This is a genomic window from Chryseobacterium sp. VD8, from assembly GCF_037149975.1.
Classification (GTDB): domain Bacteria; phylum Bacteroidota; class Bacteroidia; order Flavobacteriales; family Weeksellaceae; genus Chryseobacterium; species Chryseobacterium indicum.
In genome coordinates this window covers 1-18,591 of record NZ_JBBCQL010000036.1, presented here as the reverse complement: position 1 = coordinate 18,591, position 18,591 = coordinate 1, and the positions used below count along the sequence as shown (strand labels likewise).

Annotated in this window: 18 protein-coding genes and 2 pseudogenes; 14 read left to right on the top strand and 6 right to left on the bottom strand. The window is 34.9% G+C overall.

The window, feature by feature from the left end:
* Positions 1 to 7 precede the first annotated feature (7 nt).
* The 14 genes and pseudogenes from WFK35_RS06315 to WFK35_RS06250 all read left to right on the top strand — a co-directional run bounded on the left by WFK35_RS06315 (position 8) and on the right by WFK35_RS06250 (position 12,571).
* Positions 8 to 415, top strand: coding sequence for a hypothetical protein (locus WFK35_RS06315; RefSeq protein ID WP_336731894.1), 408 nt, complete (start codon positions 8 to 10; stop codon positions 413 to 415).
* A gap of 377 nt (positions 416 to 792) precedes the next feature.
* Positions 793 to 1,173, top strand: a complete 381-nt coding sequence (locus WFK35_RS06310) for a hypothetical protein (RefSeq protein ID WP_336731893.1) — start codon at positions 793 to 795, stop codon at positions 1,171 to 1,173.
* Between the two features lie 100 nt (positions 1,174 to 1,273).
* Positions 1,274 to 1,823, top strand: a pseudogene (locus tag WFK35_RS06305) (REP-associated tyrosine transposase).
* Positions 1,824 to 1,944: 121 nt separating this feature from the next.
* Positions 1,945 to 2,412 carry a hypothetical protein gene (locus tag WFK35_RS06300; protein ID WP_336731892.1) on the top strand — a complete coding sequence of 156 codons (468 nt, stop codon included), beginning with the start codon at positions 1,945 to 1,947 and terminating at the stop codon, positions 2,410 to 2,412.
* Between the two features lie 349 nt (positions 2,413 to 2,761).
* On the top strand, positions 2,762 to 4,003 hold the full coding sequence (gene hflX, locus WFK35_RS06295; protein WP_336731891.1) for a GTPase HflX: 1,242 nt from the start codon (positions 2,762 to 2,764) through the stop codon (positions 4,001 to 4,003).
* A gap of 3 nt (positions 4,004 to 4,006) precedes the next feature.
* Complete coding sequence (locus WFK35_RS06290) at positions 4,007 to 4,393, top strand: hypothetical protein (RefSeq protein WP_336731890.1); 387 nt, start codon at positions 4,007 to 4,009, stop codon at positions 4,391 to 4,393.
* Complete coding sequence (locus WFK35_RS06285) at positions 4,390 to 5,019, top strand: DUF4919 domain-containing protein (protein ID WP_336731888.1); 630 nt, start codon at positions 4,390 to 4,392, stop codon at positions 5,017 to 5,019. Before WFK35_RS06290 ends, WFK35_RS06285 begins: the two co-directional genes overlap by 4 nt.
* Positions 5,020 to 5,046: 27 nt before the next feature.
* Positions 5,047 to 6,333, top strand: a complete 1,287-nt coding sequence (locus tag WFK35_RS06280; protein WP_336690290.1) for a cation:proton antiporter — start codon at positions 5,047 to 5,049, stop codon at positions 6,331 to 6,333.
* Between the two features lie 15 nt (positions 6,334 to 6,348).
* Positions 6,349 to 7,068, top strand: a complete 720-nt coding sequence (locus tag WFK35_RS06275) for a DNA alkylation repair protein (protein ID WP_336731887.1) — start codon at positions 6,349 to 6,351, stop codon at positions 7,066 to 7,068.
* A 49-nt stretch (positions 7,069 to 7,117) separates the two neighbouring features.
* Positions 7,118 to 7,786, top strand: coding sequence for a hypothetical protein (locus tag WFK35_RS06270; RefSeq protein WP_336731886.1), 669 nt, complete (start codon positions 7,118 to 7,120; stop codon positions 7,784 to 7,786).
* Between the two features lie 15 nt (positions 7,787 to 7,801).
* On the top strand, positions 7,802 to 9,853 hold the full coding sequence (locus tag WFK35_RS06265) for a hypothetical protein (RefSeq protein WP_336731885.1): 2,052 nt from the start codon (positions 7,802 to 7,804) through the stop codon (positions 9,851 to 9,853).
* Positions 9,853 to 11,082 (top strand): hypothetical protein, encoded by a 1,230-nt coding sequence (locus tag WFK35_RS06260; RefSeq protein WP_336731884.1) that lies wholly within the window; start codon positions 9,853 to 9,855, stop codon positions 11,080 to 11,082. Before WFK35_RS06265 ends, WFK35_RS06260 begins: the two co-directional genes overlap by 1 nt.
* A 14-nt stretch (positions 11,083 to 11,096) precedes the next feature.
* The gene (locus WFK35_RS06255; RefSeq protein WP_336731883.1) at positions 11,097 to 11,435 is read left to right on the top strand and encodes a DUF6122 family protein; all 339 of its coding nucleotides are present in this window, start codon (positions 11,097 to 11,099) and stop codon (positions 11,433 to 11,435) included.
* A gap of 65 nt (positions 11,436 to 11,500) precedes the next feature.
* Complete coding sequence (locus WFK35_RS06250) at positions 11,501 to 12,571, top strand: calcium:proton antiporter (RefSeq protein ID WP_336690296.1); 1,071 nt, start codon at positions 11,501 to 11,503, stop codon at positions 12,569 to 12,571.
* A 40-nt stretch (positions 12,572 to 12,611) separates the two neighbouring features.
* Here WFK35_RS06250 and WFK35_RS06245 read toward each other — a convergent pair whose 3' ends face one another.
* From WFK35_RS06245 to WFK35_RS06220, 6 genes and pseudogenes are all read right to left on the bottom strand, one after another.
* A complete protein-coding gene (locus WFK35_RS06245; protein WP_336731882.1) occupies positions 12,612 to 12,992 on the bottom strand; it encodes a group III truncated hemoglobin in 381 nt (126 codons plus the stop codon).
* A gap of 106 nt (positions 12,993 to 13,098) precedes the next feature.
* A complete protein-coding gene (locus tag WFK35_RS06240; RefSeq protein WP_336731881.1) occupies positions 13,099 to 13,311 on the bottom strand; it encodes a hypothetical protein in 213 nt (70 codons plus the stop codon).
* Between the two features lie 614 nt (positions 13,312 to 13,925).
* Complete coding sequence (locus tag WFK35_RS06235; protein WP_336731880.1) at positions 13,926 to 14,240, bottom strand: hypothetical protein; 315 nt, start codon at positions 14,238 to 14,240, stop codon at positions 13,926 to 13,928.
* Between the two features lie 4 nt (positions 14,241 to 14,244).
* Positions 14,245 to 16,947, bottom strand: coding sequence for a hypothetical protein (locus tag WFK35_RS06230; protein WP_336731879.1), 2,703 nt, complete (start codon positions 16,945 to 16,947; stop codon positions 14,245 to 14,247).
* A complete protein-coding gene (locus WFK35_RS06225) occupies positions 16,934 to 17,302 on the bottom strand; it encodes a hypothetical protein (RefSeq protein WP_336731878.1) in 369 nt (122 codons plus the stop codon). The genes WFK35_RS06230 and WFK35_RS06225 overlap by 14 nt, the downstream gene beginning before the upstream one ends.
* A 39-nt stretch (positions 17,303 to 17,341) precedes the next feature.
* Positions 17,342 to 18,591 (bottom strand): annotated as a pseudogene (locus WFK35_RS06220) (hypothetical protein); the annotation flags it as partial.

Here is an 18,591-nt window from a genome sequence, read left to right as displayed (position 1 = left end):
ATAATAAATGAAAGAAAAAATAAAAGCGGTATTATCACAATTAAAAAAAGAATTAGAAGCTAAATTTAAATTTGAGGATTCTACACTAACAGATTTAGTCCCTACAATATTAGGTAAGGGTGGGTTATGTCTAAATTTTTCATCTTGGATATCTGTAACAATCCAGTTTTGGGAGTCTGGAATTGTAGAAGTTGGAGCATGTTATTTCAAAGAATATATTAATCTCGCTGACAAAAAAGATATAAGTCTAAATGATATTAAAAATATAATGAATTACCCATTTGAAAACATAATGGATTATACATATTGTCCAAAAGATTTAATAAACAATAAATATCCCGAAGAATCATTTGATATTCTTTTAGAAAAATTAGAAGAGTTGAAAAAGATGATAGAAAATATATCTGATTCTTAACAAAAACTTATTTCAGTTCTTTTGATACGGATAAATATTATCCTCTGGCACCTCAAAGACTTCCAAGAACCCGATCTCGCGGATTTATAATCCGTGAGCAACAATAAAAAATCCACAGTTTTTGGATTGCCCCAAAAAGTTACACACTTTTCAGGGGCATTTTTTATGTACAGAAAATAAGTCTTGGTAATGAGCATTTTATTAATTTAACAGGAGTTTAGAAAGCCTCGCTATAACCCAACTACATTTTCTCATAAAATCAATAAATTTTTCCCGATCTCGCGGATTATAATCAGCAAGCAATAATAAAGAAAAAGGATGGGTGATGAACACTATTTTGATAAAAGTGTCTTTAAAGAATTACAATTTAAAAAATAATGAACAGATTTACAATACTAAAAACAAGTTGGGGCATCGCAATCTTTTATAATATAAAAGAATTACTAAATTTTGAAAAAGATAATGATACTTATGAAGTATATCCTTTAATTTTTTTAAAAATGAACGAAAAAGTTATTGATAATGCTTCTTTGAAATATTTAATAAAAGGAGTGAAAAGTGTAGTTCAATATGTAAAAATTTCTCCAATATGCTTTTCAATAGAAAGCTTAGATTATAATTTTTGTGACTATCAACCAGAAGGTATGTATTATATGTTTAGAAAGTGGTTTTTCGAGAATCATAATATGGAAGTTCCTTCTATTAATGTTTATTATAACAACGAATTGAAGAAGTATGTATTTCCAGATTTAGAGTAGATTTTAAATATAGAAGTTTTGATAAGTTTGCATACTATAATTTCCCCTACTGGCGCGAGCGTCCCGCTCGTGTCCTCAACAGTAAAATAGTATAAAGCTCATGAGCAGAAAATACAAATTTCACGAAAAAGAAGGAGCTTATTTTATAAGCTTTGCTACGGTTTTTTAGATAGATCTTTTTACAAGAATAGAGTATTTTGATATTGTGATTGATGCGTTAGACTATTGTAGAAAAAATAAAGGGATGATTATTTTTGGGTATTATATAATGCCAAGCCACATCCATCTAATCTTTCGATCAGCATAAGGAAAACCTTCTGAGCTGATCCGGGATTTTAAAGGATTTACTTCCAGAAAGCTTATCAAATCTATACAGGAAAACAACCAAGAAAGCCGGAAAGAGTGGCTTTTATGAATGATGAAAAAGGTAGGAGCACAAGTTCCAATGTCACAAATTATCAGTTATGGCAACAAAATAACGAACCTATTGAGATATAGCCTTTGAAGGTATTCGAACAAAAATTAAATTATGCTCACCAAAACCCGGTAGAAAGCGGTTTTGCAGTAGAACCTTGGGAATGGAATACAGCAGTGCAAGAAATTATTGTGATGATTTTGAAGATATTTTAAAAACAGATATTAATACTTAATAGCAAGATGCTCGCGCCAGCGAAGTTTATCCAGTGAATTCTCAAGGAAAGCCTGTTTTAAGCCAATCTGAAAGTATGATTAATTTTAAACCCATAAATAAATAGCAAATAAAGAGCGTATATGAATTATATATCATGGGATTACAGGGGTATTTCTGTTTTTAAAGAAGAGATTATTAAAGAAGATTCTGTAATTAATAGAGACGAATTTCCATCAATAAAACATTTTAAGAAAAGAGGACTTTACACACAAGATGTAAGGAGTAAATTATGTAATTATCTAAATAATTGTGTTCCAATCGTTGCAACTACTTTGCCAAGATTAAATGTTTATACCCTTAAAACTGAATACTCTTTGGTGTATTTTACAGATGGAGAGTTCATATTTACCAATTTATTACAAGAATACATTCATTACGAAGATTTTGTTCTTCCCCAAAGATGGTATAACTTAATTAATGCGAAAAATTATATCAATGATAAATTTGAATTGGATTTTGACAAAATCTCCTTAGGAAAAATTGATGTCTTTAATAATTTTAAAACAAGTTTTGATACACGTAGTGCTGTTACAGATGCAATATTGTAAAAAGATCCTCCGATCTGGACTGCCCCAAAAAGTTAAACACTTTTCAGGGGCATTTTTTTATGTATAGAAAAGAAGTATTCCTCTTGATAATAAGAACTTTATTAATTTAATAGAGTTTAGATAGCACCGACATAACTCAACTACATTTTCATAAAAATCTATAAATCTTTCTTTTAAGTATCTTTTAAACTTTATAACTCTCCCCCTCCTTAGCATCGTTCACGGGCATCAAAATCCGCTTTTTCAGAATTCTGCCGGAAAGCCCGCCATACCTACCACAAAAAATTCGTCTTGGATTTTTTCATGAAAAATAGTATCTTGTAAATCTCACAAATACAGACAGAATTTAATGCTAGAAAAGAAAGAACATAATTACGAAAAGGCAGTTTTGGTAGGTGTTGTTACACAGCATCAGGATGAGGATAAACTTCAGGAATATATGGATGAGCTGGAGTTTTTAGCCTTTACAGCCGGCGCAACGGCAGATAAGCGTTTTACACAAAAGCTTACGCAGCCGGACTCTAAAACATTCATCGGAAGCGGTAAAGCGCAGGAAATTAAAGAATATGTAAAAGAAAACAATATAGGAACCGTTATTTTTGACGACGAATTATCTCCTTCGCAGCTTAAAAACCTCGAGAAAGAAATGGAAGTCAAAATCTTAGACCGAACCAATCTTATTCTTGATATTTTTGCCCAGAGAGCCACCACATCCTACGCAAGAACACAGGTAGAACTCGCTCAATATCAATATCTTTTACCCCGACTAACGAGAATGTGGACCCACCTTGAACGCCAGAAAGGGGGAATCGGGATGAGAGGTCCCGGAGAAACGGAAATCGAAACCGACAGACGTATCATTCGCGACAGAATTTCATTGTTAAAAGACAAGCTGAAAACCATCGATAAACAGATGGCAACCCAGAGAAATAACCGCGGAAAAGTAGTTCGTGTCGCTTTGGTAGGATACACCAACGTCGGGAAATCTACATTGATGAATGCTTTGTCTAAATCTGAAGTTTTTGCAGAAAATAAACTTTTCGCCACATTGGACACGACGGTAAGAAAAGTTGTGATCGGAAATTTACCATTCCTTTTAACGGATACGGTTGGATTCATCAGAAAACTACCTACCCAATTGGTTGAGTCGTTTAAATCTACCTTGGATGAGGTTCGTGAAGCGGATCTGCTGATTCACGTAGTGGATATTTCTCATGAAAGCTTTGAAGACCATATTGATTCTGTCAATCAGATCTTAATGGAGATCAATGCCCATCAGAAACCTATGATTATGGTTTTCAATAAGATTGATGATTTCAGCTATGAGAAAAAAGACGAGGACGATTTAACGCCATCTACGAAAAAGAATATTTCTCTGGAGGAATGGAAAAAAACATGGATGGCAAAATCCAAATATCCAACGGTTTTCATCTCTGCCATTACGAAAGAAAATTTCCCGGAAATGAAAAAGCTGATCTATGATGAAGTGATGAAGATCCATATTTCCAGATTCCCGTACAACGATTTCCTTTTCGAATATTTCGATAACGATGAGGAAGAAAGTGCAGAAAAAAATCATGAAGACCAATAATTCATGAACAGACTGTTTTCCAACAATATATTCTATTACTTTTTTCTGATCGTGGTAGGAATTAATTTCTTGGGAAGCATCGGAGGAATCAGCAAAGAAACGGATATTCTGATAGTAAAGATTTTAGGAATGATAACGGTCGCAGTTTGCCTGTTGGCACTGTTATCATTCTTTACAGACCTTAAATTTAATCATCTTTTCTTTAAAATCTATCTCTACGGCAAAGGTTTGCTTTCTCCTTTCTGTTTATTGATTTATTTTCTTTACGAAAAAATATCCAACGACCGATATATTTCCGGAACCTATTTTATGCCCGCTTTGTTCCGGCTGGTTTTAGGATTTGTCATGCTCGTTTTATACAACAAATACAAAATAGAAAAGAACCGATGAAACATTACTTTTTTCTCCTGTTTCTTCTGATTTCGCTTAATGGTTTTGCCCAGAAATCAAAAATAGATTTCAAAGCAATTGAGAAAGACCTTAAAAGCGAGAAGTCCCAATACAACTACAACAAGCTGATTTTTAAATACAAAGCCTATCCTAAATCTTTAGACACGCTTGAAACGCAACATCTTTACTATGGAAGAAACTTCAGAGAAGATCTGCTTTTTACAACGGATGAAGCGTTTAAAAGCTTAGCCGATGCTTACAAAAATAATAATTTTCAGGACTGCATTAAACAGGGAAAAGCGTTGTATGATAAAGATCCTACCAATCTGGATATTCTGCTGATTCTTCTCAAAGCCTATGACAGCATTAAAGACGGAGAAAATTTTCTGTATCATCTTAGTCAGTTTCGTGCGTTAACCGACGGAATGAAGTCTTCCGGAGACGGAAAAACAGAAAAAACACCGTATCTCGTGAATTCAGTAGGCGACGAATATATTCTGCTGAACATTCTGAATCTTGGAAAGGAATATACACGAGGATCAAAATCTGTAAAAGATGGAATTCTTGATATCTGGGAAAAAGACGGGAATAAAATCTACATCAAAGTATTATACATCGATTATTAATCACAAAAAAATTTAAACACCAAATTAGTGGAATTATACTATTCATTTTCAGCCTTAATTGTTTTAGCATCCATATTTTCATACCTTAATTACAGATTTCTGAAGCTTCCGAGTACCATCGGAATTATGGTGATCGCCATTGTGGTTTCCATATTTTTAGTTTCCTTCGGAGAAACGGTTTTGCCGAGAACTTTCGGGCATCTTCACAATTTAATGACGGGGATCGACTTTACAGAAGTTCTGATGGGTGCCATGCTAAATTTCCTTCTGTTTGCGGGAGGAATTCATATTAATATCGACGATCTCAAAGAGCAGTTTGTTCCTGTCGTGATTTTTTCAACGGCAGGAGTTGTGATTTCTACTTTTGTAGTGGGTTTCGGCATGTATTATCTGTTGCCTCTTGTCGGGATCTCGCTGCCATTTATCTACTGTCTGCTTTTTGGCGCACTGATCTCTCCTACCGATCCTGTTGCTGTTCTCAGTATCTTAAAACAGGCAAATGTTTCAAAATCTCTGGAAACCAAAGTTGCCGGAGAATCGCTTTTTAATGACGGGATGGCGGTGGTGGTTTTCACAGTTGTTCTTCAGCTTGCAATAGGAAACGAAGTAACACTGAATATGGAAAGCATCGGTCTATTATTGCTGAAAGAAGCAGGCGGCGGACTTTTACTCGGTGTTGTTCTGGGGTGGATTACTTCCCGACTGATGCGTGAAGTGGACGATTATATTATTTCCGTACTGGTAACGCTTTCTGTAGTAATGGGAGGCTATCTTATTGCAAGACAGATGCATATTTCGGGACCTTTAACCATGGTTGCCGCCGGATTGTTCATGGGTAATTTTAATGTGAAATTCAAAATGAAATCTGTAACACAGGATTATCTGATCAAATTCTGGGAACTTATCGACGAAATCCTGAATGCTGTTCTATTTCTTTTTATCGGATTTGAGTTACTGATGATCAAAGACTTAAGCCATTATATGATTCCGGGATTAGTAGCGATTGCCGTAGTTTTACTGGCAAGGTTTATTTCAATTTGGGGACCTACTAAATTCATGTCTTTCAGAACAAGATTCAGTCCGCAAACGGTAAAAGTTTTGGTTTGGGGAGGAATTCGCGGCGGAGTTTCGATTGCTCTGGCGCTCTCTATTCCGAAAAATGAAAACAGTACGATTGTTTTAAGCATTACTTACTGTGTAGTTGTGTTTTCGATTATTGTTCAAGGACTTACGATTGCCAAAGTTGCCAATCCGAAAAAGATTGCAAAAGAAGAAGAGGAACAGGAAGGTGTTGCTTTACATAATGTTGACTAAATTACTAATTATCAAATGAGTATAATTTTAAAAGAAATAAAAGAAGCTTTAAATGAGCTTTCAATTCCCGAAAAAGCAGATTCTTCTGCTAAATTTTTCAAAAATGGAAAAGGAGAATATGGAGAAGGCGATTTGTTTTTAGGAGTAAAAGTTCCGGATCAGCGTTCTGTTGCAAAAGAATTCTATGCCGGAGTTTCGATGGAGGAACTCAGCAAATTACTGTCTTCCCAATATCATGAACACAGATTGACGGCTTTATTCATGTTAATTTCTAAATTTGAAAAAACAAAGGATAAAGCGGTAAAAGATGACATTGTTGAGTTTTATCTGAATCATTTACAGCACATTAACAACTGGGATCTGGTAGATTCAAGCTGTTATAAAATTCTGGGACGCTATGCTTTTGAAAATCAGAAAGATGAAATACTGAGAACACTTTCGGATTCTGAAGAAATGTGGCATAAAAGAATAGCTGTTGTGGGAACGATGCATTATGTAAAAAAAGGATCGTTTGATCTTACCAAAGAATTCGTTACCAAAAATCTGAAACACACCCATGATCTGATGCACAAAGCCAACGGCTGGCTGCTTCGAGAAATGGGAGAAAAAAACGAAGCGGAATTAATTAATTTCCTGAATAAACATTACAAAGAAATGCCGAGAACGAGTCTTCGGTACGCTATTGAAAAATTAGACGAAGATCTCCGGCAGGATTATCTGAAAGGCAGAATTTAAAACAACAACTTTATTTAACCGCAAAATTTAAACATAATAAAACTCAAATATGAAAAACATTATTAAAAAGATGTTCTTATTATTGCCTCTATTGCTGCTTACAAGCTGTTTTGATATTTTAGACAAAATCAACGTAAAAGCAGACGGCAGTGGAGAATATTCGCTTATTCTAAACGCCAGTAAAAGCAAGACAAGATTGGCTTCCATCTCGAAAATGGAAACAATTAACGGTAAAAAAGTTCCCAAAAGGTCTGAAATTGAAGCTAAAATTAATGAAGCGGCAAGAATTTTTAAAGCAACTCCCGGAATTTCGAATGTGAAGACTTCAATGGATTTTGACAACTACATTATCAAACTAAGCTGTAATTTTAAGAAAATTGAAAACATCAATGCCGGACTGGAACAGCTGAAAGCGAAAAACATCGTTGGAAAAATGGTTCCGGTACAGCTTTACAGTCAGAGTCCGGAGAAAAAAACATTCACCAGAAATAAAGTGAGCAGTTTTAAAAATGATTACGACAAGATGAGCAAAGCAGATAAGGAAGTCTTCAACGATGCGAAATACACTTCCGTGATGCAGTTTGAAAATACCATAAAATCCCAGACCAATAATTCTTACCTGCTTTCCCCAAACAAAAAGGCGGTAAAACTGGAGGCCAACGTTCTGGATTTTATCCTTCAGAAAAAACAATTACAAAATACCATTCTCTTTCAATAATTTCAATCGACAACCATGAAATCTATTTTACAAAAAACACAAATTTTACTTTTACTTTTTGCTTTCAGCTCCATCTTTTCACAACAGAAAATGAAGCTTCCAAAAGACGTTCTTTTTTATATGGAAATTAACGGAAAGCAGCTTAACCAGAAAATCAACTGGCAGAAACTGAATCCTTTTTTGCTTGAAGTAGCCAAAGAAGATAAAGAAAAACAGGCTTCGTGGAACGATTATTCCAAAACCGGGATAAAATACGATGCCACACAATATCATTATGCCAATTTCAACGATTCCGTAAAAACGTATACCGCTCATTTTCTGCTGGATAACAAAGAAAAATTTCAGGAATTCATTAATTCATCCAAGAAAAAAGGACTGGAAATTTCGAAACGAAAAAATTACTCTTACGTTAATCTCGATGATGAATTGTTTGTTGCATGGAACGATAAGCAGGCGGTTCTGAAGCTTATCGGTTATGACAAACCCTCTGCTGAATGGAATGATGAAATGACAGCAGACAGTGCTGCTGTAACAATTGACAGTGCAGCAGCAGCTGTTATGGACAGCGCAGCTGTTGCGGTTGACAGTGCATACGCAGAAAAAGCATTCGATTACAAAGAAGAGATTAAATATCTGAAAGATGATATTCAGTATCTAAAGGAAGACATTAAAGAATATCAGGCGGAAATTGCCAAAAAACAAAAAGACATTAAATATCTGGAAAAGCATCACAAATATCCTGAAGAAGAAAAAGATTCGAGTGACAAAAATTATTCTGAAAAGGAAAGCGAATACACGCTTCCGCATATGGAGGAAGAAATGGATGAGGAGACGGAAGAAGACAGCATTTATCTGAAACAGATGGATTCTCTGAAGATCGAAAAGTTTAAGATCACCAAAAAACTGGCGGAAAAGGATTTTGATGATTATTTTAATTCTACGCTGGAACTTGATGTTTCGAAAGACATCTTATCTTTCCGGGACGGTACTTCTGATGTTTTTGTGTATACGGATTACGGAAGAATTGTAAACAACGGAGCATACGGTAAAATTATGAGCCACTACCCTTTCGGAAATCTTATGGGGAAAGCATACAATTCCAATTCTTCTTATAATCTGTATTTTGATAACGATAAAGTAAGAATGGTGAACAGTTATCAGCATAAAAATGAAGCGGTTCAGAAGAGCATCAATTCTGTTTACAGAGGGAAAAAGAATAAAAAACTGACGGCTCTCATCAACGATAAAAGCATCGGATATTACGCTATTAATGTAGACGGAAATAAATATTTTGATGTGATGTACAGCCTGTTGAAAGATTCCGGAGAAGGCGATTATCAGAAAGAAATGGAACTTCTAATGGAAACCATGAAGATTGTTCTGGATGAAAAGGCCATTACCAAGATCGCACCCGGGAACGGAATTTTCGTCCTTAACGAACTGAAATCCAAAACCGTAGAATACACCGATTATGAATACGATGATGATTATAATGAAAAGGAAGTGAAGAAAACCAAGGAAATCGCTGTTCCGAATTTCACGTTTGCTTTTGCTACGGAAAATGAAGGGTACTGGAACCGTATTTTCGATATGCTGACCACAAATAAAGTGACGGCTAAGAAATTCTCTAAAAACGGAGATTTCTATGCCTTCAGTGAAGGAAAAAATGACGGATATTTCGACAAGTTATTCTTTACGGTAAAGGACGGAATTGTATACGCAACGACCTCAACAGAGAATATTTCAGCTAAAAACCAGTCGGAAATCTCTGAAAAATGGGCAAAAGATTCGGCGAAATATCCTTTGTCGGGAAGGTTTGACATTCAGAAACTAATGGTCGGACTTGAGAAAGAGTTTAAAACTTCGTCGGAAAGAAAAACACTGAATCTTCTGAAGAAAAATCTGGGCGAAGTGTATTTTAAAACAGAAGCCAAAGGAGAAAAAATAGAAACAGAAGTTAATTACAACATTAAAAATGCTTCGGAAAACAGCTTAATGTATTTCTTCGATGTTTTTGATGAAGTATATAAAATGAAAGAATCTGATAAAAAGCAGCCTATTTTATAATGAAAAAGAAACTTTTTGTCTTCGTTATTTTACTTTTTGCGGGGATGATGTATTTCGTTTTTTACCATAAACAAAATACGAAGATTTTTTCTCCGCAGGAAGCAGATGCGATCATTCTGATCGATACAAAAAAGCTGACAAGAGAATATGTTTACAGTCTTGCAGGGCATCCTTCTTTATGGTTTGAAAGCAAAGAGAAAAACAAAATATCTTTTAAAGAATCGGGAGTGAAAATTCCCGATTTTTTACAGGCTTTTCATCTGAAAAATTCAAAAGTTTCGAACTGGTACAGTGTTTTTGAACTGGAAGACAGGAAGACTTTTTTATTGTTTCTGGAACAGCAGAAGTTTACGGATCTGGGAAATCAGATGTTCAGGAAAGATCAGGTTTTTATTAAAATTTTTGGAGGAAACCTTATTATCGGAAGTTCCAATGATGATTTTGAGCGAATTAACAACCAGTTATTTCACAGTTTTCAGGCAAATCTTTTTGATGCAAACGCACTCGTTACCAATGGATTGGGAAGTATTATTCTGAACACAAAAAAGGGCAGCCACAATCTTTCTGTCGAATTGAAACATGATGAAATTGAAATCAGAAATCAGTCTGATTCTTACGACCCCTCTCCTGCTATTTCAAAACTATTAAAGACCAATTCTTTTTTAGAAACAGAACTGGATGCTGAAAATATTAAAATTTTTAGTTCTTTTTTTGATAAAACATTTGCAGATTCTTCATCCATTAATCGGATGAAAACTTCTGTACATCTGGAAGAGGAGAATGACACGATCATTACTTACAGCTACGATGATAATTTTAATGAAGTTGAAAAGAAAATATTCCAAAAGATCATCCAACCGAATTATATCATTGATTTTCAAAGCTCAAACCCTGAAAAGACGGAACTGTATTTTCAGAATAAAAAATGGATCAATGCCCAGAATCAGTTCACAGCAATTCCTTTTCAGCCTAACCTCATCATTCAGAATAGCAAAGGTTTTGAAATAAAATCTACAAGAAAACCAGTTCAGCAGTCTTTCAATCTGAATGAAAATTATATTTTTGTAAAAAATAATCCGTTATTGCTGTCTTTTTTAAAAACATTATCACCTAAGGAAAAGAAGATGATTTCCGATATTGATTATATTTTTTACGGAAACAGAGATCAGGATTATTGTCTGAAAGTACAGTTTAAAAAAGATGACCTTCCTTTGATTTTAAGGTGGTAAAAAAATAAAAATCAATGGATGCTTCGCATATTACCTTACTAAAAACCGTTACGCATTATTTCCTGCATTTTATTTTTCCCGTGTTTATTGCTTTGATCTTTTACAGGAAGAACTGGAAAAAAGTGTATCTTATTTTGCTGGCAACGATGCTTGTAGATGCAGATCATCTTTTCGCGAATCCTATATTTGATCCTAACCGCGGAAGCATCGGTTTTCATTTTTTACATTCTTACTACGCCATTGCGGTGTATTTTTTGATGCTTTTTTTTAAAGGAAATATCAGGATTATAGCCATTGGACTACTGTTTCATATGTTGACGGATTTTCAGGATTTTTATTTCTGGAATCATTAAAATATCATTAATATTTTCTTTTGATATTTCAAAAGTCATTGATTTTTTGTATTTTAGAAACAGTTATGAAATTGAAAGAATTTTTACATTATACGTATATTTTTCCCATTCTCGCAGTTGGTTATTATTTTTCCGGACTGATGGGAACGGGTGTTCTGTCTGATGTAATTGCCGGAATTTTATTAACGGGCAGTGTTTTATCTGCAGTGCATCACGCGGAAGTTGTCGCACATAAAGTAGGTGAACCTTTCGGAACTATTATTCTTGCGCTGTGTATTACAATCATTGAAGTTGCACTGATTATTTCGCTGATGGTTGCGGGAGGAGATCAGGCGATTACACTTGCAAGAGATACGGTTTTTGCCGCGGTAATGCTTATTCTTAATGGAATTTTAGGAATCTGTATTTTGGTGGGCGGCGTGAAATATTACGAACAGTTTTTTGCAAGAACTTCCGCCACAACTTATCTGGTTAGTATTGTTTCCATCCTGATTTTGACCTTGGTTCTTCCGAATTTCACTTCCAGCGTAAACGGACCTTTTTATAATCAGGCACAACTGATTTTTGTTTCTATTGCCTGCCTTGTGATTTATGGTGTGTTTCTGATGGTACAGACGATCCGTCACAGAAATTATTTTATCGTTCCGGAAGAGCAATCAGAAGAAAATTATATTCCTTCGGTTTCAAAAACGGCAATCAGTTTTACTTTTCTGGTGATTTGTCTGGCGATTGTTGTGATGATGGCAAAAGGACTTTCTGCTACAATTGAAAACATGGTGCAGAGTTTGGGCGCTCCAAAATCTCTGGTCGGAGTCATTATCGCGGCGGTTGTTCTGCTTCCGGAAGGTGTTGCGGCGATTCGGGCGGCTCGAAGCAATCAGATCCAATCGAGTTTAAATCTTGCTCTGGGTTCTGCTTTAGCAAGTATCGGACTTACCATTCCTGCGGTTTCTGTGGTTTGTATTTTGTATGATATTCCGCTGGTTTTAGGTCTGGATAAGAAAGATATTATTCTGCTTTCTCTTTCTGTTTTTATCGTAATGCTTTCTTTAAGCCGCGGAAAAACGAATATTCTTTATGGAACGGTTTTATTGGTAAATCTTGCAGCCTATATTTTCACGGTAATTGTGCCTTAAATCTAAAAAAATTAAACCTAAAACACAGAACTTCAAACAATTATAGTCTTCTTGCGAGTTCCATTTTGAAAGCCATCAGTTTGGCAATGTTTTCAGATTTGTAAATTGCCAGATCTGCATTTTCGCCCACAAAATTTTCTTCAACCGTTGTTTTCCAGAGATTCAGCCAACGATCGAAATGATGCTGTTCCATCGCCTGAATTTCATTGACCGGAAAATGAACGCCCATCGGATTTCCTTTGTACGACATCTGCCCGAAAAGGATGGATTCCCAAAACGAATACATCTTGGGCAAATGACTGTCCCATTTTACTTTAGCAATATCATTAAAGAAAAAGCCAATGACCTCATCTTTAACGACTTTAGCATAAAACGAATTCACCAGATGTTCAATATCCTCTCTTGATTCTAATTTTTTCATACATCAAAGTTAGCATAAAATTGTATGGGAATGTTTTGTGGTTGGGTTGATACATTTCAGGTGTGGGAATTTGTTCTTTACAAAAAAGTATGCTATTTTCTGTAAGTCAGATTAATTTATTATCAGATAAAAAACTCACCAAATCTTCAATGCTTTTAAGATATTTTCCGGATATTCTTTTTTTATTGATATATAACTCGATCTGATTTGAAGTTTCAAAAAACAATTCTACAGATTTATTTTCTTGAAACTGATACGTTAAACAACTAACTTCTATCCATCCGTTTTTTATTAAATATTCTGTAAAAGAGTTCTTCATTTTAATAAATTTAAATCTAACAATATCTTCCTGCTTCGTATTCCTGAATGTAATATTCGATCGTATTGCCGGAGCCAGATTCTATAATTTCTCCATCAACATTTTTGACTAAAAAAAAGAACATTTCCAACTAATGTATTATACTTTTCATCTCTTTTCTCATAAAATTCTTTGCTTACATAGAAAAATCATTCCATAATTTTTTTTAGTAGTAGCTTCTTTGAAAAGAGAAAGCTTAATCCCGGGTTTTTTACCGGATTTATCAATATGATCTTCAGCAATCCGGTTGATTTCCTGTTCTGTTAACATAATTATTTTCCCGTTTTTACGATTTTAATTTACGAAAAACAAAAAGATTGCCTCTTTTCTGAGACAACCTATTTTATTCTTATTTATTTTTTTAGATTCAATAAATCTCTAATTCTAAGAACTAAAAATACCAGCAATAACAAGGTATTAACTACTTATGTTTCAATTTTGACAGAGTGTGCAATTCCGGTTCGAATTGACCAGTACTTTCTCAATTATACAGGAACTTTTCAGAAATCAATTCATTTTATAATTGGTGGTCAATTCAACCGAAAGTAGATGGTCAATGCTATTGATTTTTTGCATTATTTATAATCAAACCTGTCCTCATCTGGATACCAGTAAGTGTCTAAAGCTGTGGACATAGTTCCATTTTCGTAGGCTTTTAGTTGTATTTCTAATATACCTGCTGAACCAAATTGAACTACTCTCCCTGTTTTTTTCTCAACTAAAAACGGGGCAGCACCTCCAATGTGATAGCTTTTTTTGGGTAAATATTCATAAATATTGCCATAACTTTTTTCTATAGTTCTAAAAATCATTACCTCAATACCTGATTCATCCTCAGCCTTTTTTAGATACTTTTCTGCTATTATAAGCATTTCTTCGTCCGTTAACATAAAATTATTTTTTGATTTTATTTTTTTTTACTTTTGTATATTGAAATTCTTCATAATTTCGTTTGAGGAAATTACGAGCTTTATTACTACTCACATCATAAATTACATATTCACCCGTTTGACCATCAAATAAATGTAATTCTCCTCCCTTTTTCATTCCTACAAAATAATGTCCTATTGTGGAGTCTTCAAAAGTTCCTTTTATTCGGTATTTTTTTTTAATACCATAAATTACAACAATATCTCCTTCTTCCATTAATTCTTTCATTCTTGGGATTGTTGAGGATTGAAAACGTCCTCCCCCACATTTTGCAGCCACTACTTCTTTGTCTTGATATCCTGAAGGCTTAGCCAAACGTAATCTACCTGTCGTCAAAAACTCAACTATGACTTCTGCTGTATTCCCACAATTGGTCATGCTTACTTGTTTTACAATATTATCTACTGAAAAATGGTTAAAATAAGGCATTGCTTCTTTCATTTTCTCAAAAGGCTTGGTAATTGTTTTCGAAAATTGTATTAATCCTGCTTCAAATGCGTCAACTTCTGTCTTAACCGTTGTTGCTATTATGGATTCACCATAAGCACCTCCCTCATGTCTTACTTCTTCTAAAAACTCACCTAAACGCTTTTGGTTTTTCTTTAGCCTTTTGTAAAACTCTAAAACTTTTTTATCATTAGACGTTCCCTGTATCAGCTTTTCGCCTTTGTAAACCAAAGCGTAATCTTTTTCTCCAATTTCTACGATGACCGCTCCCTTTTCGTAGAGTTGTAGTAAAATACTATCATACTTTCTAAAAGTAAAAGCGGTAGCCTTGGAAATTTTATCGCTGTTATAGGCTAAAATCTTTAGGACTATTTCCGTATTGGGTTTCAGCGTGTTCCCGGCAAAGGTAAGAATTTCTCTTTGTAGCAAAATTTTACCCAGACTTTTTTCATACGCTTGCAATAAGGGGCTTCCGCTTTTCAGTGCTTTCAGATAGCAAAATACACTTTTGGCAAAGGCTTCCTCCACCATAACAACTGGAGCTAAGGTTAAACCTCCGACAAGATAAACTTTTTCCCAGGTTTCCAAAAATTCTTTTCCTCCGGGTTCTAACAAAATATCCTCTCTATTGGCTGTAATGCCAATATCTGCCAACGCAAGACCAATCCCTATACTTTCTGCAGCTATTCCTACCGCTCCTCCTGCGGGGAAAAACACTACACCCAAAACAATAGCCAATACATCAAAACCTATGCGTATCGCATCTGCTCTTAACTGTTGGTCTCTCTCTTCGGCATAAGCTTTTATCGTCATTGCAGAGACAAAAGGAAATGGTTGCTCTTCGCTTTTAAGATCGGAAAATTTTATACGTACGATATCCATCGGGTGGTAAAGATTGCCTTCATCCGTTTCTTTGAGCTTTACTTCTGTGTATTCATTTAACGACTCATGTGCATTAGTTGTTACTTTTTCAGTTGTCTTTTTCAGCTGTTGAAGGAAAAATTCATTATCTTTTTCATTTTGAAAAATATTTCCGGACGAAACAGCGTAGTCATTTCCGATTATAAATTCTTTATCCAGTCTTCTTAAGCCATTGAAAGCATTATCAATACACAGCGCTGTGATAAAATTAGCAAACAGGGTTTTGTTGCTCCATTCTCTACCGCCTGCTATAGAAGTTTTATTCATATTTCCAAAAATACGCTTTACCATAGCCTGATTTCCTTTAAAGCTTTCAAAAAGAAATTGACTGTTTTTGAAAACTTTCAATAGGTTGAGCAGTGCCCCACTGGAGTCTCTAGTCCAACTAAAAGCACCCAGATCGTCATAATTTACCAGTTTTTCTAAATGCTCCCAAATAAATTTTTGAGCTGCACTTACTACCCTTGATTTTCCTGTTTTTTTATCCTTGGTAAGAATGATTTCATTATTAAACTTTCCATCTAGTTTTGAGAGTAAGTTTTCTATTACAAAATCCGGCATATTTTCATACAAAAATTTCAAATCTACAGGATTCTGAGTTTCTTTTACTTTTTCTGTAAAAATCGTAATGATTTCGTTTCTGGCATCATTTCTCAGTCCCAGTTTTTCAGATAAAGCCATATATCCATTGGCATCGGAAGTACTTATAATAACTGCATTGTATTCTTTTTCTAGTTCATATTTACCTGTGGTATTATTAAACTCTCGTTTATCTAAATAATCGGTATAAACAAACTTAAGTTCAAAAAGAATTTCTTCCTTTTGAGGATTGATATAAAACCGGCTTCCATAATCTTTCAAACTGATAAAACACGCTCTTTTGTTAAGTTCTACTTTTAACGGAACAGACTTCTTCTCATTTCCTTTAGTATATTCAATATATTTTGGAGTAGGATATTCAATATATTTCGGACCTTCTCCACCTACAAATTTATATTTAGTAGCTAACGCATAGTTTTGATAATAGAAGAAGAATTTTTCGTTCGCCTGTTCATCTAAATCATTCAAAAGTTTATTCAAATCCATATTTTCGGAATAAAAATCACCTTTGGTTTCTACACATTTATCATCTCTGCCTCCTTCTCCAAATTTTTTATCATAAGAAATTTTCTCAAAAGATCGGTTTGTACCTGCTGTTGCAAAAGGATTTTTATTTCCTTCAAACACTTGTGTCACTTCTTCAAAAGACAGTATTTTGTATCCGGATAAATCTCCGAATTCGTCATCAAACTTTCCCATTTTCTTCGTTTTTAGTCATTAAACACTCCAATTCATTCAAAGGAAAAAGTTCTTTGGTTTTCATGTTTTGGATAAATTTTTCGGTTTGGCTTTCATCCAAGACCAAAAGATCCAGATGATAACCCTCTTCAACCAAAACATGGGCATTTTTCAGTTTGCATTTCGCCTGTACCAAAACATCCCAGTCTTTTCCTTCCAGTTCGTTCCAGCGTTCCAAAGGAAGCCTTCCTCTGCTCCCGAAAAGTAGAATCTTTTCTACGGCAGTAATCTCGCTAATCTTGTCTTTCAGACGCGTGAGGATATAAGGCAGCACTTGTTCGTGCTGCCAAATAGCCTCGGTTTTTACCCGGCTCATTTCTAAAAATTTTAGATTTTTTAAATTCTAAATTTTAGATTATACCAAGAATTTACTTAATGGTACTTTATCCAGATATTCCGCAGAAGGAATGAGTTGACCATTCTTGTCTAAAATTCTTTCACGTCCGTATTTATTAAATTCCGGAGATGAAATTTTAAGGTATGATTCTTTGATATTAACAGAGAATTTCAATAATTCATGTCCATCATCTTCTCCAGGTTTTCTAAAAGTAAACAGCGGAATTTTAGAAATGTTTACTTTTAGTGTAATTCCTGTTTTACCATACGGATAAGCTTCAACACCTTCTATCATTGAAATTTCATCTGCTAAAACTCCGTAAATTTTGGAAATAGAATCCGTTGGTAACCATGAAGCGTCTCTGTCGATTGTTATTACATTTCCTAGACACTCATAAACTCTTGGGAAGGCATTAATATCATCCAACTGCCCAATGATAGAAGAGCCTCCATCCAATTGATCAAAAGTTATTTCCATCCATTTATCAGAATCCTGCCCAACCTGATTTTGATTCATTTCAAAATTTGTAGCACACATTTCGCCTAAATTATCATCAAACTTCACTCCCGGCTCACAATTGCATGGCAATGCTTTTTCTACTCTCAAACCGATAGAATCTGCCTGAAGAATGGTAAGCGATGTAGGAATTCTTTCTCTCCACGGTTCTCCTTCTTTTGTTGCTTTCGGAGATCTCATTTCATCAACGATGGATAAGAATAGCGGATCATCAATTACCGGAACTTCTCCTCCGTTCCAGATTTGCCCTGTCGCAAGGAAGTGTCGTACCGCTTCTTCGAATCCCGGACGTACTGTCACGATAACCCTTGCCATACCGGACTGCATAAATGCTCTGAAAACAGGATCATTATCATCGAACTGGTATAGGTCTGCCCAGGATTTTCTTTCGCCCCAGTAGTAAGGATAGAAATAGTAGCTCATGATCTCCCATTCGAATGCCTGCTCCATGAATTTTGCAAATGCGGCATACTGATCCAGTTTCCCGTCTACTTTAATATCTGTATTCAGGAAGGTTTCATCTCCTGCAGAATAGCCGTTGTTGTAATATTTCCCTCTACCGAAGGTAAGGTCTACGTTAGGATTCTGCTCCAGCATATAAGAAATACAGTTTCTTCTTAAAATAGTATTCTCAATTTTTCTGTAGAACCCGGGATTTGAGCCTTTGATCTCAACGCCCATCGCTTTTATTTCAGCTAAAGCCTGGTTATACTTATCCATTTCCAGTTCATAGGCTTCAATAATTTTGTTGA